Genomic DNA, 21,603 nt, shown 5'->3' on the forward strand with positions numbered 1-21,603 from the left:
TGAAACTAGTCCATAGAGGCAGTGATTGAGCACCGTAACACTACTTTAACTAGGAAGGGCTTAGAAGCCGTTAAGAAGCATTTGGGTTAATGCCGTGTCGGTAACATTGACATTTCATTCCTCAATGAAATGGGTATCTAGTACTGTGGTGCTTAGTAAGACGCTGGCGGAGCGGACGAAGCTATCAGTAGAACGCTTATGACATCTTTCGTCGTGACAGTAACGCTGCTCAGATCCAGCTGAAGTTTGGGGCGAGCGTGGTGCAGCGCATCCAAAAATTCGTGCATTAATCGCAGTGAAAAATCTTCAGGTACAGAAAAGTGAATCAAGACACCCGTAAGCATTTGGGGTATTTATCCCGGCAATCAGCGGCGCACCTGAACTACCGCCAAGGGCACCAACCAACAACACCAAGTCCGATTCTTTGATGAGTTCTTTTGCATCATTAAGTCCATGTTCATCAAATGTCGCTTCACCATTATTCTGCAGCCCGTCAGAGTTAACCAAAAGGTTGTTGGCATAGTCGATGGTACTCAGCAGGCTTGACTTACGGCTGACCAAAAGCCCATCCACTTCGGTGTGATTTTGCTTAACCAGACTTGCGCCAATGTAACAACCAAGATCGCCCACGCCAATTACGAGAACCCGAGGCGTATACATAGTGGGGGGCTAGATTATCAGCGAGTAAAAATACCGGCTCGTTATCCAAGTAACAAACAGCCTAGCCCACAACACCCGATTGTCCAGAGCAGAGTCAGCTTGCTTCTTGAATCGTTCAACAATGACATCCCAATCATCACAAAACTCGTATCAGTAATACGGCAACTCCCGGTCTACCTTCTCAATAGCATCGAAACTCTCGGTAACTAAGCTAAAAACAACCCCCTGATCCAAACATAAACCGCACATACCTTGCTCATTACTCATTTTACCGATTAAGGATACAGAGCAATGCTTCTACTGGTGTCGCGATAAACCATGTTTGATGCTAAGCCGCTCAAAATATCGTGTTCACGTCTCATACCAATCACATTAAATATCTAATCAGTCCAGAGCCTCACAGGCATTTCAATCCAAGGCGCATTGACGAAGAAATGGTTATTCCCTTTTAAGTCAATGTAACACAGGAGTGAGATGCCTGTGAGGCTCCCGAAGGGCGGGGTTGAACGTGCTTTATACTACGTTTAAGGCTTTCGACAGAGCGCCACTATGCCTTCAAGCCTTCGCCTTGTCTAAAGCGCGTTTAACTCCCGCTGAATGAACAGATATTTAATACGATTGGTATGACACTCGGCCAAAACTGGGGGCGGGTCACCGAATGGTCACGGATTGGTCACGGTCACAAACCGCGATATGAGTAAGTAGAAAGCGTAAAAATCAAAAAGCCCAAGCTATTAATAAGCTTGGGCTTCATGAATGTTGGCGGAGCGGACGGGACTCGAACCCGCGACCCCCGGCGTGACAGGCCGGTATTCTAACCAACTGAACTACCGCTCCTTTAACTTAACGTTTGCACATTAAGCTAAATTAGGCGCTTGGCGATGACCTACTCTCACATGGGGAGACCCCACACTACCATCGGCGCGATTGCGTTTCACTTCTGAGTTCGGGATGGGATCAGGTGGGACCACAATGCTATTGTCACCAAGCAAATTCTTACTGGTTAATTCTACGTCTGACGGCATTGTTTCCTCACTCCAGTGCTCATGTACTACTGTACACTCCGCCCTTCGCTTGTCACGGCTTTGTCTGCCGTACAATTACCTGCGTAATTAACCTTTATTTGTTAATTTAGAAAGCTGGATTGAGTACCACTTCTTAAGTGTTTGTATTCGTCTAAGGATTACTGAGTAAAACCCATCTGGGTTGTATGGTTAAGCCTCTCGAGTCATTAGTATCAGTTAGCTCAACGCCTCACAACGCTTACACACCTGACCTATCAACGTCCTAGTCTCGAACGGCTCTTTAGTGGACTTAAAGTCCAAGGGATGACTCATCTTGGGGCTCGCTTCCCGCTTAGATGCTTTCAGCGGTTATCGATTCCGAACATAGCTACCGGGCAATGCCATTGGCATGACAACCCGAACACCAGCGGTTCGTTCACTCCGGTCCTCTCGTACTAGGAGCAACTCCCCTCAATCATCCAACGCCCACGGCAGATAGGGACCGAACTGTCTCACGACGTTCTGAACCCAGCTCGCGTACCACTTTAAATGGCGAACAGCCATACCCTTGGGACCGACTTCAGCCCCAGGATGTGATGAGCCGACATCGAGGTGCCAAACACCGCCGTCGATATGAACTCTTGGGCGGTATCAGCCTGTTATCCCCGGAGTACCTTTTATCCGTTGAGCGATGGCCCTTCCATTCAGAACCACCGGATCACTATGACCTACTTTCGTACCTGCTCGACGTGTCTGTCTCGCAGTTAAGCTGGCTTATGCCATTGCACTAACCGTACGATGTCCGACCGTACTTAGCCAACCTTCGTGCTCCTCCGTTACTCTTTGGGAGGAGACCGCCCCAGTCAAACTACCCACCAGGCACTGTCCTTAACCCCGATTAGGGGCCCAAGTTAGAACATCAACACTACAAGGGTGGTATTTCAAGGACGACTCCACGAGAACTAGCGTTCCCGCTTCAAAGTCTCCCACCTATCCTACACATGTAGGGTCAATGTTCAGTGCCAAGCTATAGTAAAGGTTCACGGGGTCTTTCCGTCTAGCCGCGGGTATACGGCATCTTCACCGCAATTTCAACTTCACTGAGTCTCGGCTGGAGACAGCGTGGCCATCATTACGCCATTCGTGCAGGTCGGAACTTACCCGACAAGGAATTTCGCTACCTTAGGACCGTTATAGTTACGGCCGCCGTTTACCGGGGCTTCGATCATGAGCTTCTCTTGCGATAACCCAATCAATTAACCTTCCGGCACCGGGCAGGCGTCACACCGTATACTTCCTCTTGCGAGTTTGCACAGTGCTGTGTTTTTGATAAACAGTTGCAGCCACCTGGTATCTGCGACTGCCGTCAGCTTAGGGAGCAAGTCCCATCACCAACAGCAGCGTACCTTCTCCCGAAGTTACGGTACCATTTTGCCTAGTTCCTTCAGCCGAGTTCTCTCAAGCGCCTTGGTATTCTCTACCCGACCACCTGTGTCGGTTTGGGGTACGATTCCCGCTAACCTGAAGCTTAGAAGATTTTCCTGGAAGCATGGCATCAACTACTTCATCCCCTTGGGGACTCGTCATCAGCTCTCAGTGTTAAGAACGCCCGGATTTGCCTAAGCATTCCACCTACCACCTTAAACGCGGACTACCAACGCCGCGCTAGCCTAGCCTTCTCCGTCTCTCCATCGCAGTTAGCGGAAGTACAGAAATATTAATCTGTTTCCCATCGACTACGCCTTTCGGCCTCGCCTTAGGGGTCGACTCACCCTGCCCCGATTAACGTTGGACAGGAACCCTTGGTCTTTCGGCGAGGGGGTTTTTCACCCCCTTTATCGTTACTCATGTCAGCATTCGCACTTCTGATACCTCCAGCGTGGGTTACCCCTTCACCTTCAACGGCTTACAGAACGCTCCTCTACCGCGCAACCCTAATGGATTGCACCCGTAGCTTCGGTGGTATGTTTAGCCCCGTTACATCTTCCGCGCAGGCCGACTCGACTAGTGAGCTATTACGCTTTCTTTAAATGATGGCTGCTTCTAAGCCAACATCCTAGCTGTCTAAGCCTTCCCACATCGTTTCCCACTTAACATACACTTTGGGACCTTAGCTGACGGTCTGGGTTGTTTCCCTTTTGACGACGGACGTTAGCACCCGCCGTCTGTCTCCCGGATAGCACTCTTTGGTATTCGGAGTTTGCAAAGGGTTGGTAAGTCGGGATGACCCCCTAGCCTTAACAGTGCTCTACCCCCAAAGGTGTTCGTCCGAGGCGCTACCTAAATAGCTTTCGAGGAGAACCAGATATCTCCCGGTTTGATTGGCCTTTCACCCCCAGCCACAAGTCATCCGCTAATTTTTCAACATTAGTCGGTTCGGTCCTCCAGTTGATGTTACTCAACCTTCAACCTGCCCATGGCTAGATCACCGGGTTTCGGGTCTACGCCTTGCAACTAAACGCGCAGTTAACACTCGGTTTCCCTACGGCTCCGCTATTCGCTTAACCTCGCTACAAAACGTAAGTCGCTGACCCATTATACAAAAGGTACGCAGTCACGGTCTCAAGTACCGCTCCCACTGCTTGTACGTATACGGTTTCAGGTTCTATTTCACTCCCCTCACAGGGGTTCTTTTCGCCTTTCCCTCACGGTACTGGTTCACTATCGGTCAGTCAGGAGTATTTAGCCTTGGAGGATGGTCCCCCCATATTCAAACAGGATATCACGTGTCCCGCCTTACTCGTTTTCATCAAAGGTTAGTTTTCGTGTACGGGGCTATCACCCTGTGCCGCTGGACTTTCCAGACCATTCCACTAACACCCCTCTGACTTAAGGGCTAATCCCCGTTCGCTCGCCGCTACTAGGGGAATCTCGGTTGATTTCTTTTCCTAAGGGTACTTAGATGTTTCAGTTCCCCTCGTTTGCCTCACTACACTATGTATTCATGCAGTGATAACAGCTTATGCTGCTGGGTTCCCCCATTCGGACATCGTTAGCTCAAATGCTTGTTACTAGCTCGCCAACGCTTTTCGCAAGTTACTACGTCCTTCATCGCCTCTGACTGCCAAGGCATCCACCGTATACGCTTAGTCGCTTAACCATACAACCCAAATGAGTTTCACTTGAATTGTTGCGACCAGCTGGTTTTACTTGTCTCATCTTCGACCAAGAAGATGGACTCGCCTTAGACTTGAATATTCAAGACACTTAAAAAGTGTTTTAAGAACTCAATTTTTTTCGTATTAACACAACGACAGACATCATTGTATTAATTACTATCAGCTTTCCAAATTGTTAAAGAACAATGCTTACCGGCTCGCGGCACATTTCGCTCTCCCTCCTCTTTCGAGAAGTTCAACAAGCCATCTGTGTGAACACTCAGGCACATGGATGTGCCGTGTGTAAGAAACGCATGGAGCAGTTTCTTACCAACCAAACATCGAGTTAGTCGTATAGGTAAGGAGGTGATCCAGCCCCAGGTTCCCCTAGGGCTACCTTGTTACGACTTCACCCCAGTCATGAACCACAAAGTGGTGAGCGCCCTCCCGAAGGTTAAGCTACCCACTTCTTTTGCAGCCCACTCCCATGGTGTGACGGGCGGTGTGTACAAGGCCCGGGAACGTATTCACCGTGGCATTCTGATCCACGATTACTAGCGATTCCGACTTCATGGAGTCGAGTTGCAGACTCCAATCCGGACTACGACGAGCTTTGTGAGATTAGCTCCACCTCGCGGCTTTGCAACCCTCTGTACTCGCCATTGTAGCACGTGTGTAGCCCTACTCGTAAGGGCCATGATGACTTGACGTCGTCCCCACCTTCCTCCGGTTTATCACCGGCAGTCTCCCTAGAGTTCCCGCCATTACGCGCTGGCAAATAAGGATAGGGGTTGCGCTCGTTGCGGGACTTAACCCAACATTTCACAACACGAGCTGACGACAGCCATGCAGCACCTGTCTCAGAGTTCCCGAAGGCACTAAGCTATCTCTAGCGAATTCTCTGGATGTCAAGAGTAGGTAAGGTTCTTCGCGTTGCATCGAATTAAACCACATGCTCCACCGCTTGTGCGGGCCCCCGTCAATTCATTTGAGTTTTAACCTTGCGGCCGTACTCCCCAGGCGGTCTACTTAATGCGTTAGCTTGAGAGCCCAGTGTTCAAGACACCAAACTCCGAGTAGACATCGTTTACGGCGTGGACTACCAGGGTATCTAATCCTGTTTGCTCCCCACGCTTTCGTGCCTGAGCGTCAGTCTTTGTCCAGGGGGCCGCCTTCGCCACCGGTATTCCTCCAGATCTCTACGCATTTCACCGCTACACCTGGAATTCTACCCCCCTCTACAAGACTCTAGTTTGCCAGTTCGAAATGCAATTCCCAGGTTGAGCCCGGGGCTTTCACATCTCGCTTAACAAACCGCCTGCGCACGCTTTACGCCCAGTAATTCCGATTAACGCTTGGACCCTCCGTATTACCGCGGCTGCTGGCACGGAGTTAGCCGGTCCTTCTTCTGTAGGTAACGTCACAGCTGCAAGGTATTAACTTACAACCTTTCCTCCCTACTGAAAGTGCTTTACAACCCGAAGGCCTTCTTCACACACGCGGCATGGCTGCATCAGGGTTTCCCCCATTGTGCAATATTCCCCACTGCTGCCTCCCGTAGGAGTCTGGGCCGTGTCTCAGTCCCAGTGTGGCTGATCATCCTCTCAGAACAGCTAGGGATCGTCGCCTTGGTGAGCCATTACCTCACCAACTAGCTAATCCCACCTAGGTTCATCCAATCGCGAGAGGCCCGAAAGTCCCCCTCTTTCCCCCGTAGGGCGTATGCGGTATTAGCAGTCGTTTCCAACTGTTATCCCCCTCGACTGGGCAGATCCCTAGGCATACTCACCCGTCCGCCGCTCGCCACCTCAGGAGTAAACTCCCTTGTGCTGCCGCTCGACTTGCATGTGTTAGGCCTGCCGCCAGCGTTCAATCTGAGCCATGATCAAACTCTTCAATTAAAAGTTTTGTGAATCCGAAGATTCGGCTCAATGAATTCTGAATCGACTTAACTTAATAAGTCGTTGTACATATTGCTATGAACACTCATTCATTGATGTAAATTTTGATTACTCGCCAAACGGCAGAGTAATTTCGATTAACTCAACACCTGTGAGTGTCCACACAGATTTCTTGTTTAGATTGTTAAAGAGCATTTGACCATTCACTTCGCGCTACCGCTCAGCGGGTCAGGGCTGCGTATTCTACGCATTTCCCTTGTCGCGTCAAGGCGTTTTTGCAAACTTCTTGGCGCTTTCGAATCAACTGCACATTTTGCATTCGATTCTGACTCACACCGCGCTTGCTTTCGCTGTCTGCCGTGTCAGTGGATGCGCATTATAGGCAGCAGAACTTTTTGTGCAAGGGCTTTTTGGAAGTTTTTTGCATTATTTTTCAAATCGCTTTTTACACCCAAACTAGGCACAAGCTACCCACGAGTTATTCCCAGAGTTATCCACAATCGCGGTATTTTTCACCATCACATGCCATCAAAAATCCCCTAAGTGAAACGATTTATCACTCAATACAGACGCAAGTTGCAATATTAAAGAAGGAATAAAGATGAAATTCGGCAATGAGGATAGGAACGGTAAATAGAGGAAGTCGCGACCTTATACTTATATAGCTACATAAAAGTATAAGGCCGTGCAACGCGGCTCACTTGTGGCGTTAGTTAGCACTCCACAATAACTGGCCGCAATCGGTAAGATCGTACCCACCTAACAACGCCGCCATTTGGCGTGTATGCCCGCTGCTTAACATAGTAAAGAGTTGTTGCAGTTGTCTGCGGAAGTAGATGCTTTGTGGCATAACAAAGTCGAAGGACTCTTTGACGAGTGGCACGAAGCTTAAACCACTTTCCAAGGCTACGGATTGGCACCCAAAACCAATGTCGGCATCACCCCGTGCTATATATCCTGCAAGTTCACGCTCGCTGTAGGCTGTTAGCACCACATTGAGTTGATCTAAACGTGCCCCTTGCTTTGATAGCCATTGTTCTAAATGTTGTTGGCTCCCTGCGCCACCTTGGCGACTGACCCAGCGCCAGGGTAAGGTGAGTACCTTATCCTCTTCTTGGCATCTGTGGTGCATATCGGTTCGCATGATCAAGCCTTGCTGGCGAGAATAGCCATGGACCATGATCCATTGCTGATGGTTCTGATAACCTTTGAGTAAGGCTGGATGGCGGATATTTCTATCCTCCATGCTGCCCCAGTGCAGAGTACAAACATCAGCATATCCCTTTGCTAAAAGCTCTAACCCGAGGCGCGAGCCTGTTGCGCTGTAGCTGATCAGCTCACGACTACCAACCTGCGCCATCAAACGCGCCACTAACATAGATAGCAGGGGATCATCACTGCCAGTGATCAAGAGTCGATCGGTTAACATGCCGCTGTGGCAGGAGTCCATCACCCAGCGATCAATTAGCACCTTAGGGAATAGCCATTTACCGGTGATTTTCGTTGCTGGCAGAATTCGGTCATTCGCCATGGCGTAGACCTTCTTCTCGTTCAGATCTAAATACTCAGCAACCTGCTTCGCGCTCATGTAAATCAATTCACTGGCGGATGTCATCTTATGTCCTTGTCGTCCTGTCTCTCTGAGTTCAAGCAATACCATTTATCGCGGCATTAGTTGCCTGACGGGGTATTCACATCAAATTCGAGATTTTCACTACCGTGATAGATCAAAAAGTGGCGCCCTTTCGCTCGGGCAATAATAGTGATGCCCAGCTGTTGAGCCAGTTCTAAACCCATTTGTGTCACGCCACTGCGCGACAGCAATACGGGGATCCCCATTTTGGCGACCTTAATCACCATCTCCGAGGTGAGTCGTCCCGTAGTGTAGAAAATTTTGTTATCGCCCCGATCCTGTGCCAACCACATATCACCCGCTAAGGTATCCACGGCATTGTGGCGTCCCACATCTTCCACAAAGGCAAGGATCTGGTCGTTCTCGCAGACACCGCAGCCATGAACGGCGCCGGCATTCTTATAAGTGTCATTATATTCATTGATATTTTTAAGCAAACTGTAGAGTGTACTTTGCTTAAGGTTTGGCGTGGGGAGCTGGATATCATCTAAATCCTGCATAAAACTGCCATATACAGTTCCTTGACCACAGCCTGAAGTCACGGTTTTTTCCGATAATTTTTGCTCGATATCAGCAGTTTGTTCACGGGTTAATACGGCGGCAGAGTTCACATCCCAGTCGACAATTACAGAGTCTAACTGGCTGACATCTGAAATAAAGCCCTGATTTTTAAGATAGCCTAACGCCAGCGACTCGGGTTTTGCCCCTAAGGTCATCAAAGTCACAATCGGGCGCCAGTTCAGGTAAACCGTTAAGGGTCTCTCACAGGCAACATGCTTATCAATCACCTCGCCCGACTCATCAACGGCTTTGACTGCGATCGTTAACGGTACTTCTGCCTGTGTTTTCACAAATGTGAAGGCAGGCTTCGCTGGCGATAGTGGGTCATTGGGCTGTGCTTGCTGAGCAATATTAGAACTATTATCAGAAATCATAATGTTACCGCGTTACGTGTGATGGCATCAGCATAGCAATATTTATACCTAGGTATGAAACTCTGGGCTAAATGCGTGATCCGTCGCAATTCTGAATATTTCACTGGGCGTAAATGTCCCAGACAAAATGTCCAACTAGACAAAATGTCCTAAATTCACCCTTATTTTGATGATCCACCTCAAACAAATACCCCCTGTTTAATGGCATTAATATTGCAGTGACCTTTTATCGCAATCAGTAGGGGAAAGAGAACCGTTAGCTCAGGTTCGTCCCCTCTCGGCTGAAACGGAGAGACAATGCAACATACTACTAGTGTTTGGCCAATGTACGTTTCGCTCAAAAAAGTAGAGAAACAAATGGGCCGTTGGACCTCGGTACAATGGGAAATCGATCATCTGCTGCCCGCCACCCACGACGCCCCCGAAGGCGCGACCTTAGTGCTGCTCGAACTGCACAAAGATGAACGCGCCAGTTATCGCATCAACCTCGACATGGACAACGCCATGCTGTATTTGGTCTGCGATGAAATGGCAGATGGCACTTGGGTCCCCGCGCTACTCTCGGCGGATCAAAACGTGGCGGCAGGCTGCCTTGAAGGCAATACTCCCGTTATCAACATGCTGATGCCCGAGGCCATAGCCTGCTGGATTGAAGCCTTTATCACCCAATACGGCGAAGTTGAAATCGCCGCTTATCGTCGCAAGCATGTCGACCACCGTAAAAACCAAGGCCCTAGCCGCGACCCATTGCGGAGGGACTAATGACTGACTCAACCCCAAAGGCTAACGGCTTTTTTAGCCGTTGGAGCCAGCGCCGTGAGCAAGTCGCAGCCGAAGAAGCCGCACTTGCAGCCCAAACTACGGCCGAAAATCTTGCAGAAGTAAAGCCTGACACCACGGCAGAGCCTGCCGCGACGACTTCTGAACCTCAAGATGCCCTCCCAAAAACCGAGGAGGATCCCAACCGTCTCCTCACCGCGGAGGAACTGCCCAATCCCGAAGAAATTGAGATTGGCGGCAGCTTTGCTAAGTTTATGGGAGCCAATGTTGACCCCGCGGCCAAAACAGCAGCGCTACGAGCCTTGTGGAAACAGCCTCATTTCAATGAGATAGATGGTCTGTTGGAATATGCGCTCGACTACAGTAATCAGCCAAAGCTGACGCCTGAAGTATCCGCTGAGTTAGCCCAAAAAGTATTCCGTTTTATCACCAAAGAGAATGAAGAGTCAGACGAAGATCTGGCCTCAATCCCTAGCGATGCGGTGGTGAATACAGAAAATGCAATGGAATCAAAAAACAGTGATGTCGAAACCGAATTAGCAAACACTCAGATCACGGACAATTTGGATGGGGAGACTGATGACCTACCCCAAAATGCACCAGAGCCTACCGCTCAGATGCAAAAGCCAGTTGTTTAATGTCAGTTTAGCTAATTTTTATGTCCATAACTTTGGTATGTGAATTGCTGCACTAAGGGATAAAAACTTAGATAAAAGCAGAAAAGGCAATGACTTAGTCTCAAATTACCGCCTAACTCTGCAGCAAAACAGCTATAAAAGAGCAGCCAAAGTACTGTTCAGGAACGCAATGTGAGCACTCATTTGATGACCAATCAAACCCAGCTTGCGCTAAAACAAGCGCGGCAAAATGTGTTAGCCCAAACGCAGATTTTACAGAATCTGATCCCGCCAACAGTGAGCTACACCACTGAAGGCACAGTGCTAATTATTGGCCCAGAGGATCTGGCACGCCTCGCGGCGGACAAATTGTCCACTATGGCGAGCCGTGTGATTTTGGCTAACGAAGCGATTACCAGCCAAGATGAAACCCACCTTGAAAAGGTGATGGCTGCGGCGACGGATGTTGAAAGCTACTACAACAAACTCATTGGCATTAAAGGATTTTTAGGTCAATTCCAGGTCAGCGTTGAACATCAAAATGGCGCGGCGGAATTGAGTGTTGTCGCCATTCGTAAACCTCATTTCGATTTGATCCTCGATTTAAGCAGCACGCCTTGCTTGAATTTAGAGATGCTGCCACCGGGTTATTTCTATGTCGGTCAAGACGAAGCCAAACTGGCCGATGCGCTGGAGCAACTGCCAGAACTGGTGGGGCAATTTGATAAACCCCGTTACGTAAAAATCAATGCCGACCTGTGCGCCCATGACCGTAATGGCATCAACGGCTGTAACCGTTGCCTCAACTTCTGTCCAGCCGATGCGATTAGCAGTGTCGCCAAGAAAATTGAGGTCGATCCTTACCTCTGCCACGGCGCAGGCAGCTGTGCGAGCGCCTGCCCAACGGGTGCGATTGGTTATGACTTACCGACGCCACAGGCATTGCATTCTTACCTGAACAAAATTATCAACCGTTACCGCGAACAGGCTCAAACCGCCCCCGTGATCCTGTTCCACGACAACGCGGTTGGCGCGAGCTTGATAGGTGACGACTTAGCCGGGGATGTACTCCCTGTCGCCCTCGAAGAAATCACCGTTGCCAGCATTGACCATTGGTTAGCTTCACTGGCTTGGGGCGCTCGCCAAGTGTTAATCCTCAATACCGAGGCAACCGCCCCTACACTCACACAAATGTTGAAAGGTGAACTGGCTTTAGCCAACAGCATTTTAGATGAAATGGGCCAACCGCAGCGCTTGAGTCTTATCGACCCAAGCATGCTGGCGAATTTGGAGCCTCTGCTCGACATCAGCCTCGATTGGCCGGTGATTGTGCCAGGCGCTTTTGCGTCCACCAGCAAACGTAACACTCTGTTTGATGCGATTGACCATCTAAACAGCCAAGCAGGTGAAATCAACAGTTGTTTGAGTATCAACAACGTTCCCTACGGCAACATCAGCGTCAATGTCGAGAAATGTACCCTGTGTATGTCCTGTGTGGCAATTTGCCCCACCATGGCATTGCAAGATGGTGGCGACAAACCTGCACTACACTTTATTGAGCAAAACTGTGTGCAATGTGGCTTGTGTGAGGCAGCCTGCCCTGAAAAGGTCATCAGCCTGACGCCACAAATTAACTTTGATAAAGCTGCTCGTCAGCAATTACAAACCCTGAAAGAAGAAGCCCCGTTCGAATGTATTCGCTGCGGCTCTCCTTTTGCGACCCAATCTATGGTGCATCGGATGCTGGATATGGTCGGCGCGCACAGCGCATTCTCAGCCAATATTGAACGACTGAAAATGTGTGGCGATTGCCGGGTAAAAGACATGTTTGAAGACATTCTTCAAGATCCTGAAAAGCAACTGCGATAAGAGATCCGCTATGACCGAATCAGTAAGACAAGTATCAGAAAACGATCAGTTGAGAGCCGATATCTATCAACTGTTGGCCGCCCTGTTGCGTCGCCATCCAAGCCCTGAACTACTGCAATTTTTGGCCAATCTTGAAATCGATGCCAATGAAGACAATGAGATGACCAAGGCTTGGTTATCCCTGCAATTAGCGGCGCAGCAGTTCAGCAGTGAACAATTAGAAGATGAGTATTTTGCCCTGTTCCTCGGTGTGGGTTGTGGCGAAATCCTGCCCTATGGCAGCTGGTTTATGACTGGCTCACTGATGGATAAGCCCCTGGCTCTGCTACGCCAAGACTTAATGCAACTCGGTTTTGAACGCGAAGAAAACGTCAAAGAACCTGAAGATCATGTGGCCGCTCTGTGCGAAGTCATGGGTACGCTTATCCTCGAAGCCCCAGGCTACCGCCAGCTGGCGTTCTATCAACGCCACATGGGCAGTTGGATTCAGCGCTTCTGCGACGCCGTCAGCAAAGCCCCGAGCGCAGCGTTTTATGCCACGGTTGCCCATCTTGCGAAGGCGTTTTTCGAGATGGAAGCCACCGAATTTGAACAACTGAGTTTAGACATTCCCGTCAATTGCCCCGGGAGTGCGGAGCTACAACCCGCCGCCAGCGATTTAGAAAAACAAGTGGAATTAATGAACTAAACTTAAAACGGTAAGCGATACGCAGATTCAGTGCCTGTCGCGTTTTAGTTTGATAGGCAAAGGTGGACTTAAGGTTCACCTTTGCCACAAAAAGGAAGCTTAGGCTTCCACAGTAACCGAGGTGGTCGTGGTATGCATCACCTCACCCAGTAACACAAGGAGACACTATGAAGAAGCAAGCTTCCGACATGGGCCGTCGTCAATTGCTCAAAGCATTGGCACTCGGCAGTGCGGCTGGCGCGGTTGCGACTGTCAGTAGCCAAGCTCTGGCTGCGACCCCAACAGTTGCCCCAAGCGAAACTAAGAGTGACAACTACCGCGAAACCGACCATATCCGTAACTACTATGCGTCGTTAAACAACTAACCAGAGGAGTGTGTGTGATGCGATTAACCCGCAAAACAGACCAAGTCGTCGAGCCTAAAGTGCCCGCCCTCGGTCTTAATCGTCGCCAATTCTTAAAATCTGCAGGTCTTGCCACTGGTGGTATCGCCGCCGCGTCTATGCTTGGCACAGGTATGATGCGTAAAGCACAGGCGCAGGAACATATCCCCCATAATGCACCGACTGAAGTCAAACGTACCATTTGCTCTCACTGCGCTGTGGGTTGTGGTATCTATGCTGAAGTGCAAAACGGTGTGTGGACAGGTCAAGAACCCGCGTTCGATCATCCATTTAACCAAGGCGGCCACTGCGCGAAAGGGGCTGCACTGCGTGAACACGGCCACGGTGAAAAACGCCTGAAATACCCAATGAAGTTAGAAGGCGGTAAGTGGAAGAAGATCTCTTGGGATCAAGCCATCAATGAAGTGGGCGATAAAATGACTGCGATTCGTCAAGAATCGGGTCCAGACTCTATCTACTTTATGGGTAGTGCCAAGTTCTCTAACGAACAGGCTTATTTATATCGCAAACTCGCGGCACTGTGGGGCACAAACAACGTCGACCACTCAGCCCGTATTTGTCACTCTACCACGGTAGCCGGTGTTGCTAACACTTGGGGCTACGGTGCGCAAACCAACTCGTTAAACGATATCCGCAACTCTAAGTGCATCATGTTCGTGGGTTCAAACCCAAGTGAAGCACACCCTGTCGCCATGCAACACATTCTGGTGGCAAAAGAGCGCGGCGCTAAGATTATCGTTGTTGACCCACGTTTCACCCGTACTGCAGCTAAGTCTGACGAGTACGTGCATATCCGCCCCGGTACCGATATCCCCTTCATCTATGGCCTGTTATGGCACATTTTTGAAAACGGCTGGGAAGATAAAGAGTTCATCAATCAACGTGTTTACGGCATGGAACGTATTCGCGATGAGGTGAAAAAATATACCCCTGAAGAAGTCGAAAACGTTGCAGGCGTACCTAAGGCGCAAATGTACCGTATCGCAAAAATGTTAGCAGAGACCAAACCAGGCACTATCGTATGGTGTATGGGCGGTACTCAGCACCACGTCGGTAACGCCAACACCCGTTCATACTGTATTTTACAGTTAGCGCTGGGCAACATGGGCGTGTCTGGCGGCGGTACCAACATTTTCCGCGGTCACGATAACGTGCAAGGTGCAACGGACTTTGGTCTGTTATTCGACAACTTACCCGGTTACTACGGCTTAACCTCAGGCGCTTGGGCTCACTGGTCTGGCGTTTGGGACTTAGATCCAAAATGGGTTGCAGGCCGTTTCGACCAAGGCGAATACTTAGGTCAAACCCCACAAACCTCAACGGGTATCCCCTGCTCTCGCTGGCACGATGGTGTACTCGAAGATAAAACCAAGATCGCGCAGAAGGACAATATCCGTCTGGCGTTCTTCTGGGGTCAATCAGTTAACACCGAAACCCGTGGCCGTGAAGTGCGTGAAGCGCTGAACAAGTTAGATACTGTGGTCGTTGTTGACCCAATCCCAACTATGGCCGGTGTAATGCACCAGCGTAAAGATGGGGTATATCTACTCCCTGCGGCGACTCAATTTGAAACCTACGGCTCAGTGTCTGCCACTAACCGTTCGATTCAATGGCGCTCTAAAGTCATCGAGCCACTGTTTGAGTCTCTGCCTGACCACGTGATCATGTACAAACTGGCGAAAAAACTGGGTATCGAAAAAGAATTCTGTAAGCACATCCAAGTCAATGGCGAAGAGCCATTGATTGAAGATGTAACTCGCGAGTTCAACAAAGGTATGTGGACCGTCGGTTACACAGGTCAAAGCCCAGAACGTTTGAAAATGCACCAAGAAAACTGGGGCACTTTCGATGTAAACAGCCTGACCGCACCGGGCGGCCCAGCTAAAGGCGAAGTCTACGGCTTACCTTGGCCATGTTGGGGTACACCAGAAATGAAACACCCTGGTACCCAAATTCTTTACGATCAATCTAAAGAAGTGAAAGACGGCGGCGGTACTTTCCGTGCCCGTTATGGTGTTGAACACAATGGCGTTAGCATTCTTGCCGACGGTTCATTCTCTAAAGGCAGTGAAATTCAAGATGGTTATCCTGAGTTTACCGCTGACATGCTCAAGCAATTGGGTTGGTGGGATGACTTAACCGAAGACGAAAAGAAACTGGCCGAAGGCAAAAACTGGAAAACTGACATTTCCGGCGGTATCCAACGGGTTGCGATCAAACACGGCTGTATCCCTTTTGGTAACGCTAAGGCTCGTTGTATCGTATGGACCTTCCCAGACGATATTCCACGCCATCGCGAACCACTTTACACGCCTCGTCGTGACTTAGTCGCTAAATACCCCACCTACGAAGATCGTATGGTTGCACGTTTACCGACACTGTATAAGTCAATTCAAGACAAGGATTTTGCTAAAGACTTCCCATTGGCACTCACATCAGGCCGCCTAGTGGAATATGAAGGTGGTGGTGAAGAATCCCGCTCTAACCCTTGGTTAGCTGAACTACAACAAGAAATGTTCATCGAAATGAACCCTGCTGATGCAGCGGATCGCGGTATTCGCGACGGTGACAATGTTTTTGTTCATGGTCCAGAAGGCGCCAAAATCACGGTTAAGGCTATGGTGACACCGCGCGTTATTGCCGGTGAATGTTTTATGCCATACCACTTTGCTGGGGTGTTTGAAGGCGAAAGTCTCGCGAAAAACTATCCAGAAGGTACAGTGCCTTACGTGATAGGCGAGTCAGCAAACACAGTTCTTACCTACGGCTATGATGTTGTGACTCAGATGCAAGAAACTAAGTCCAGCCTCTGCCAAATCAGCAAAGCCTAACCTACTTGATGAGGAGATAAGCCATTATGGCAGTCATGAAATTTCTATGTGACACCAAACGCTGCATCGAGTGTAACGGTTGCGTCACTGCATGTAAAAACGAAAACGACTCCGCTCTCGAGTGGGGTATCCAACGTCGCCGCGTGGTGACGATTAACGATGGTCAACCCGGTGAAGCCTCGATTTCAGTGGCATGTATGCACTGTACCGACGCTCCTTGCATGGCCGTATGTCCGGCAGATTGTTTCTACCGCACCGACGATGGCATAGTGCTGCACAACAAAGATACCTGTATCGGTTGTGGTTATTGCTTCTATGCTTGCCCGTTTGGCGCACCACAATTTCCGAAAAAGACCGCCTTTGGTAGTCGCGGCAAAATGGATAAGTGTACTTTCTGTGCCGGTGGCCCAGAAGAAACCTTCTCCGAAGCCGAGCATAAAAAATACGGTGCCAACCGTATTGCCGAAGGTAAGTTACCTATGTGTGCGGAGCTTTGCGCAACCAAAGCACTGCTTGCGGGTGATGCGGAAGTGGTATCAAACATTTACCGTCAACGTATGGCCTCTCGAGGCAATCCTAACGTGATTTGGGGCTACAACCCCAAAACAGGTGAGATTAACTAAGCAGAGCGAGGGTTAGGGAGTGATCCCTAACCTCTGGCAAGGAGTGACAATGTTAAACAAACAGTTCAACAAATCACTGCGCAGTCTGTTTGCTCTGATGGTACTCGTGATGGGATTGGGATTAGGTTCAGTCATGAGCTCAAACCCAGTACACGCAAGTGATCAGCAATCGAGTCAACAACAGGCGAAAGCGCAAACCAGCGATGCCGATCTTTGGCGAGCGGTAAAAGCAGGCGATGCCGGCTACACCACTGCCAAAGGGATAGATACTGGGGTGTTGATTAACGTTGCCGGTAACCAAGGTAAAGAACTGAGAAATGAATACTTAACCCCAGTCATGGCGCTAGCCGTGGTAGGTGTGTTTGGTGCTTTCTTATTGTTTTATCTGGTGAATGGTCCATCAAAACTGAGTCATGGCTTTTCAGGCAAGATGGTTTCGCGCTGGTCCAAGGCGGATCTGTGGATCCATTGGATCATGGCGAGCAGCTGTCTGGCACTGATGTTTACCGGTCTAACCATAATGTTAGGTAAGCATGTCATACAGCCAATGTTAGGCCCCGACCTTTGGGCGCCATTGATCTATGGCAGCAAAACAATCCACGATTGGGCAGGCCCCATTTTTATCGCGGCTTGGGCTGTATGTGTAGTGAAATGGATGCCGTTACAAACCTTCAAGATGTATGATTTGAAATGGTTTTTAGTGGTAGGTGGCTATATTAACTTTGGTCCCTTCAAAGGTAAGCACCCTGACAGTGGTTTCGCTAACGCCGGTGAAAAAATGTGGTTCTGGACCCTGATGTTGTTTGGTTTATTCATCAGCGTATCTGGCATCATGTTGGTATTGCCAGGCTTGGATTTACCCCGCGAAGCCTCTATGGGCGCGCTGCTGATCCACTCTATCAGCGCCATTATCTTGATTGCCTTTACTATAGTGCATATTTGGATGGCGACCGTATTGAGCGAAGGCGGTATGGAGTGTATGAAGTCAGGCTATTGTGATGAAAACTGGGCAATCCAGCACCATAATCTCTGGTATGACGAAATCAAGGCCAACGGCAGCTTAAAGTATAAAGACTAAGTTAAACCGCAGCTTTTACATCCTCAAAACACCCCGCATCGCGGGGTGTTTTTTATTCGCACTGATACCCATCGCATTAATTCAATAGTACAAAAAATTAACAACTGAAACAGCGAGATACAAAAATCCGCCAACGCCCTCTTCCCCAGTAGTTCACTAAACTATGAGCGAGTTAACGCTTTAAGAGAACGGCCGCCGATTTCAGGGCTGCAAACTGTCCTAGATCAATTCCTACTCAACCCTTTCCTGCTATATTGCCGTCACGCGCGATGATTGATGGTAAACAAGATGATTTCATTATCTTTTTCACCGCTAATCTTCACTTTTTGATAACAAGATGAATCCCACAAAAAGCCGTGCGTTCTCAAAAACTAAACCCTAATTTCAGGAGTCAGCATGAAGCAACAACCTAGCGATTTATCTCGCCGATCTTTGCTCAAAGCACTCACTGTTGGCAGCGTAGCGGGTGCCGCTATTGTGGCTACAGGTACAGTGCAAGCGAGTGAAAGCAGCAAGGAAACCACCAAAGAATCGTCATCTGGTTACCATAAAACTGCGCATATCAACAGCTATTACAATAGCCTGCGTAGCTAATCGAGGAGAAGTCGCGATGAAGTTAACTCGCAAGTCTGATGTCGCCCAAGTGGCCGACAAACCGACGTTAGGCATTAGCCGTCGTCAATTTATGAAGCAAGCCGGTATTGCTACCGGAGGTATCGCTGCGGCATCCTTAATGGGCACAGGTATGATGCGCCGCGTCGAAGCCAAAGACATGCCACACGATACGCCAATCGAAGTTAAACGTACGATTTGTACACACTGCGCTGTCGGTTGTGGTCTGTATGCCGAAGTACAAAATGGCGTGTGGACGGGACAAGAACCCGCATTCGATCACCCATTCAATGCCGGCGGTCACTGTGCTAAAGGCGCCGCTCTGCGTGAACATGGTCACGGTGAAAAACGCCTGAAATATCCAATGAAATTGGTTGATGGCAAGTGGAAAAAAATCTCTTGGGAAAATGCGATTAACGAAGTGGGCGACCAAATGCTCAACATTCGTAAAGAGTCTGGCCCAGATTCAGTGTTCTTCATGGGTAGCGCTAAGTTCTCTAACGAGGGCTGCTATATGTACCGTAAATTGGCGGCCATGTGGGGCACAAACAACATCGACCACTCGGCTCGTATTTGTCACTCTACCACGGTAGCCGGTGTTGCTAACACTTGGGGTTACGGTGCGCAAACTAACTCATTCAACGACATTCAGAATTCCAATGCCATTTTCATTATCGGAGCTAATCCTGCGGAAGCGCATCCGGTTTCTATGCAGCATATTCTGACTGCCAAAGAGAAAAACAACGCGAAAATCATCGTCGTTGAACCTCGCTTTTCCCGCACAGCAGCGCACGCAGATCTGCACTGCGCAATTCGTCCTGGCACAGATATTCCATTTATCTACGGTATGTTATGGCACATTTTCGAAAACGGTTGGGAAGATAAAACCTTTATCCAGCAACGCGTATTCGAAATGGAAACTATCCGCGAAGAAGTAAAAAAATATCCACCTAAAGAAGTGGCGAATATCACCGGCGTGAGCGAAGAAAAAATCTATCAAGCCGCTAAACTGATGGCCGACAATCGCCCTGGTTGTGTGGTGTGGTCTATGGGGGGGACGCAGCACCATGTAGGCAACGCTAACACCCGCGCTTACTGTCTCCTGCAATTGGCTTTAGGCAATATGGGTGTATCAGGCGGCGGTACAAACATTTTCCGTGGTCACGATAACGTACAAGGCTCAACCGACTTTGGCCTACTCTTCGACAGCCTACCCGGCTATTATGGCCTGACATCAGCATCATGGGCGCATTGGGCGAATGTGTGGGATCTCGATATGGAGTGGATAAAAGGCCGCTTCGATCAAACATTTTTTGGTCCCGATGCCATGACAAAACCAGGGATCCCTTGCTCTCGCTGGCATGATGGCGTGCTAGATGAAAATGTTAAAAAGTATCAAAAAGATAATATCCGTATGGCCTTATTCTGGGGCCAATCGGTCAACACTGAAACCCGTCAGCGTGAAGTACGTGATGCGCTAGACAAGATGGATACCATTGTTGTTGTCGACCCATTCCCAACCATGGCGGGTGTTATGCACCGTCGTAAGAATGGTGTGTATCTGCTCCCTGCGGCAACACAGTTTGAAACCTATGGTTCAGTCACAAACTCTGGTCGTTCACTTCAATGGCGTGAGCAGGTCATCCAACCGTTATTCGAGTCAAAAACCGACATCGAAATCATGTATCGTTTGGCGCAAAAACTGGGATTCTCAGAAGAATATACTAAGCATATTGCCAAAGAAAACGATTTACCCGTGATTGAAGATATCACCCGAGAATTTAACCGCGGTATGTGGACCGTTGGATACACAGGTCAAAGCCCTGAGCGTATCAAGTTACACACCCAAAACTGGGGCACCTTCAGCAACAAGACGCTCGAAGCCGTAGGCGGCCCAGCAAAGGGTGAAACCTATGGTCTACCTTGGCCATGCTGGGGTACGCCAGAGCAAAAACATCCTGGCACACAAATTCTTTATAACACGAATCGCCACGTTCTCCAGGGTGGTGGTAACTTCCGTGCCCGTTACGGTGTTGAATACAAAGGAAAAAACCTATTGGCAGAAGGTTCTTTCTCTAAAGATGCTGAGATCCAAGACGGTTACCCAGAGTTTACTGCCGATATGCTCAAACAATTGGGTTGGTGGGATGACCTCACTGCAGAGGAAAAAATCAAAGCCGAAGGCAAAAACTGGAAAACCGACATTTCTGGCGGTATTCAACGTGTTGCAATGAAACACGGTTGTATTCCCTTTGGTAACGCTAAGGCCCGCTGCATTGTTTGGACCTTCCCAGACCAAGTGCCAGTTCATCGCGAGCCCATTTATACCACTCGTCGAGATCTTGTTGCTAAATACCCAACCTATGATGATATGCAAGTACATCGCCTACCAACATTGTACAAAACGCTACAAGAAAAAGATCTTAGCCAGCAATATCCATTAGCGCTGTCATCTGGCCGTCTAGTGGAATACGAAGGCGGCGGTGAAGAAACGCGCTCTAACCCTTGGTTAGCAGAACTTCAACAGGAAATGTTTGTTGAAATCAACCCAGGCGATGCAGTCGACCGCGGTATTCGTAATGGTGACGATGTGTGGCTCGAAGGCGGTGAAGGTGGTCGCATTAAAATAAAAGCACTCGTCACACCAAGAGTACAGCCTGGTGTAACTTGGATGCCATTCCACTTTGCGGGTGTGATGCACGGTGAGAGCTTAGCGCCTAACTACCCTGAGGGCACAGTACCTTATGTTATCGGTGAATCCTGTAACACCGCACTGACCTATGGTTATGATCCTGTGACACAAATGCAGGAAACCAAAGCCTCTATCTGTCAGATCGTTAAAGCATAAGTGCAGCTTAAGCTAGGAGAAT

At 49.1% G+C, this 21,603-nt stretch carries 13 protein-coding genes, 1 tRNA gene and 3 rRNA genes; 10 read left to right on the forward strand and 7 right to left on the reverse strand.

What is annotated here, in order from left to right; all coding sequences use genetic code 11:
- Positions 1–306: 306 nt before the first annotated feature.
- The 7 genes from ACUZ8J_RS20085 to ACUZ8J_RS20115 form a co-directional block, all read right to left on the reverse strand.
- Complete coding sequence (locus tag ACUZ8J_RS20085) at positions 307–630, reverse strand: hypothetical protein (protein WP_446694765.1); 324 nt, start codon at positions 628–630, stop codon at positions 307–309.
- Positions 631–1,420: 790 nt separating this feature from the next.
- Positions 1,421–1,497: transfer RNA gene (locus tag ACUZ8J_RS20090), tRNA-Asp, on the reverse strand.
- A gap of 36 nt (positions 1,498–1,533) precedes the next feature.
- Positions 1,534–1,649 (reverse strand): 5S ribosomal RNA (gene rrf / locus ACUZ8J_RS20095).
- A 221-nt stretch (positions 1,650–1,870) separates the two neighbouring features.
- Positions 1,871–4,764: ribosomal RNA gene (locus ACUZ8J_RS20100) — 23S ribosomal RNA — on the reverse strand.
- A 357-nt stretch (positions 4,765–5,121) separates the two neighbouring features.
- Positions 5,122–6,663: ribosomal RNA gene (locus ACUZ8J_RS20105) — 16S ribosomal RNA — on the reverse strand.
- The 16S, 23S and 5S rRNA genes sit together here with 1 tRNA gene alongside, the layout of an rRNA operon.
- Positions 6,664–7,372: 709 nt before the next feature.
- A complete protein-coding gene (locus ACUZ8J_RS20110; protein ID WP_446694766.1) occupies positions 7,373–8,278 on the reverse strand; it encodes a substrate-binding domain-containing protein in 906 nt (301 codons plus the stop codon).
- 56 nt (positions 8,279–8,334) lie between these two features.
- Positions 8,335–9,231: a formate dehydrogenase accessory sulfurtransferase FdhD gene (locus ACUZ8J_RS20115; RefSeq protein WP_446694767.1), complete on the reverse strand. Its 897-nt coding sequence runs from the start codon at positions 9,229–9,231 to the stop codon at positions 8,335–8,337.
- Between the two features lie 297 nt (positions 9,232–9,528).
- Between ACUZ8J_RS20115 and ACUZ8J_RS20120 the strand changes: the two genes are divergently transcribed.
- The 10 genes from ACUZ8J_RS20120 to ACUZ8J_RS20165 all read left to right on the forward strand — a co-directional run bounded on the left by ACUZ8J_RS20120 (position 9,529) and on the right by ACUZ8J_RS20165 (position 21,581).
- Positions 9,529–9,993: a DUF3305 domain-containing protein gene (locus tag ACUZ8J_RS20120; RefSeq protein ID WP_089068732.1), complete on the forward strand. Its 465-nt coding sequence runs from the start codon at positions 9,529–9,531 to the stop codon at positions 9,991–9,993.
- Positions 9,993–10,649 carry a DUF3306 domain-containing protein gene (locus tag ACUZ8J_RS20125; protein ID WP_374920171.1) on the forward strand — a complete coding sequence of 219 codons (657 nt, stop codon included), beginning with the start codon at positions 9,993–9,995 and terminating at the stop codon, positions 10,647–10,649. The genes ACUZ8J_RS20120 and ACUZ8J_RS20125 overlap by 1 nt, the downstream gene beginning before the upstream one ends.
- Before the next feature lie 186 nt (positions 10,650–10,835).
- Positions 10,836–12,497 carry a 4Fe-4S binding protein gene (locus tag ACUZ8J_RS20130; protein WP_446694968.1) on the forward strand — a complete coding sequence of 554 codons (1,662 nt, stop codon included), beginning with the start codon at positions 10,836–10,838 and terminating at the stop codon, positions 12,495–12,497.
- A gap of 10 nt (positions 12,498–12,507) precedes the next feature.
- Positions 12,508–13,185, forward strand: coding sequence for a TorD/DmsD family molecular chaperone (locus ACUZ8J_RS20135; protein ID WP_089068735.1), 678 nt, complete (start codon positions 12,508–12,510; stop codon positions 13,183–13,185).
- 167 nt (positions 13,186–13,352) lie between these two features.
- Positions 13,353–13,550 carry a twin-arginine translocation signal domain-containing protein gene (locus tag ACUZ8J_RS20140; RefSeq protein WP_011624441.1) on the forward strand — a complete coding sequence of 66 codons (198 nt, stop codon included), beginning with the start codon at positions 13,353–13,355 and terminating at the stop codon, positions 13,548–13,550.
- Positions 13,551–13,567: 17 nt separating this feature from the next.
- Positions 13,568–16,420 carry a molybdopterin-dependent oxidoreductase gene (locus tag ACUZ8J_RS20145; RefSeq protein WP_446694969.1) on the forward strand — a complete coding sequence of 951 codons (2,853 nt, stop codon included), beginning with the start codon at positions 13,568–13,570 and terminating at the stop codon, positions 16,418–16,420.
- A 26-nt stretch (positions 16,421–16,446) separates the two neighbouring features.
- Positions 16,447–17,043 carry a formate dehydrogenase FDH3 subunit beta gene (fdh3B, locus tag ACUZ8J_RS20150; RefSeq protein WP_011074129.1) on the forward strand — a complete coding sequence of 199 codons (597 nt, stop codon included), beginning with the start codon at positions 16,447–16,449 and terminating at the stop codon, positions 17,041–17,043.
- A gap of 49 nt (positions 17,044–17,092) precedes the next feature.
- A complete protein-coding gene (locus ACUZ8J_RS20155) occupies positions 17,093–18,121 on the forward strand; it encodes a formate dehydrogenase subunit gamma (RefSeq protein WP_446694768.1) in 1,029 nt (342 codons plus the stop codon).
- Between the two features lie 396 nt (positions 18,122–18,517).
- Positions 18,518–18,715, forward strand: coding sequence for a twin-arginine translocation signal domain-containing protein (locus ACUZ8J_RS20160; RefSeq protein ID WP_446694769.1), 198 nt, complete (start codon positions 18,518–18,520; stop codon positions 18,713–18,715).
- 16 nt (positions 18,716–18,731) lie between these two features.
- Positions 18,732–21,581: a formate dehydrogenase subunit alpha gene (locus ACUZ8J_RS20165; protein ID WP_446694770.1), complete on the forward strand. Its 2,850-nt coding sequence runs from the start codon at positions 18,732–18,734 to the stop codon at positions 21,579–21,581.
- Positions 21,582–21,603 lie beyond the last annotated feature (22 nt).

Source organism: Shewanella sp. Koi 1 (assembly GCF_052907445.1).

Bases quoted from the DNA above. Each gene is read 5' to 3' on its own strand.
- ACUZ8J_RS20110 (WP_446694766.1), bottom strand. From the start codon at position 8,278: ATGACATCCGCCAGTGAATTGATTTACATGAGCGCGAAGCAGGTTGCT.
- ACUZ8J_RS20115 (WP_446694767.1), bottom strand. From the start codon at position 9,231: ATGATTTCTGATAATAGTTCTAATATTGCTCAGCAAGCACAGCCCAAT.
- ACUZ8J_RS20120 (WP_089068732.1), top strand. From the start codon at position 9,529: ATGCAACATACTACTAGTGTTTGGCCAATGTACGTTTCGCTCAAAAAA.
- ACUZ8J_RS20125 (WP_374920171.1), top strand. From the start codon at position 9,993: ATGACTGACTCAACCCCAAAGGCTAACGGCTTTTTTAGCCGTTGGAGC.
- ACUZ8J_RS20130 (WP_446694968.1), top strand. From the start codon at position 10,836: ATGACCAATCAAACCCAGCTTGCGCTAAAACAAGCGCGGCAAAATGTG.
- ACUZ8J_RS20135 (WP_089068735.1), top strand. From the start codon at position 12,508: ATGACCGAATCAGTAAGACAAGTATCAGAAAACGATCAGTTGAGAGCC.
- ACUZ8J_RS20140 (WP_011624441.1), top strand. From the start codon at position 13,353: ATGAAGAAGCAAGCTTCCGACATGGGCCGTCGTCAATTGCTCAAAGCA.
- ACUZ8J_RS20145 (WP_446694969.1), top strand. From the start codon at position 13,568: ATGCGATTAACCCGCAAAACAGACCAAGTCGTCGAGCCTAAAGTGCCC.
- fdh3B (WP_011074129.1), top strand. From the start codon at position 16,447: ATGGCAGTCATGAAATTTCTATGTGACACCAAACGCTGCATCGAGTGT.
- ACUZ8J_RS20155 (WP_446694768.1), top strand. From the start codon at position 17,093: ATGTTAAACAAACAGTTCAACAAATCACTGCGCAGTCTGTTTGCTCTG.
- ACUZ8J_RS20160 (WP_446694769.1), top strand. From the start codon at position 18,518: ATGAAGCAACAACCTAGCGATTTATCTCGCCGATCTTTGCTCAAAGCA.
- ACUZ8J_RS20165 (WP_446694770.1), top strand. From the start codon at position 18,732: ATGAAGTTAACTCGCAAGTCTGATGTCGCCCAAGTGGCCGACAAACCG.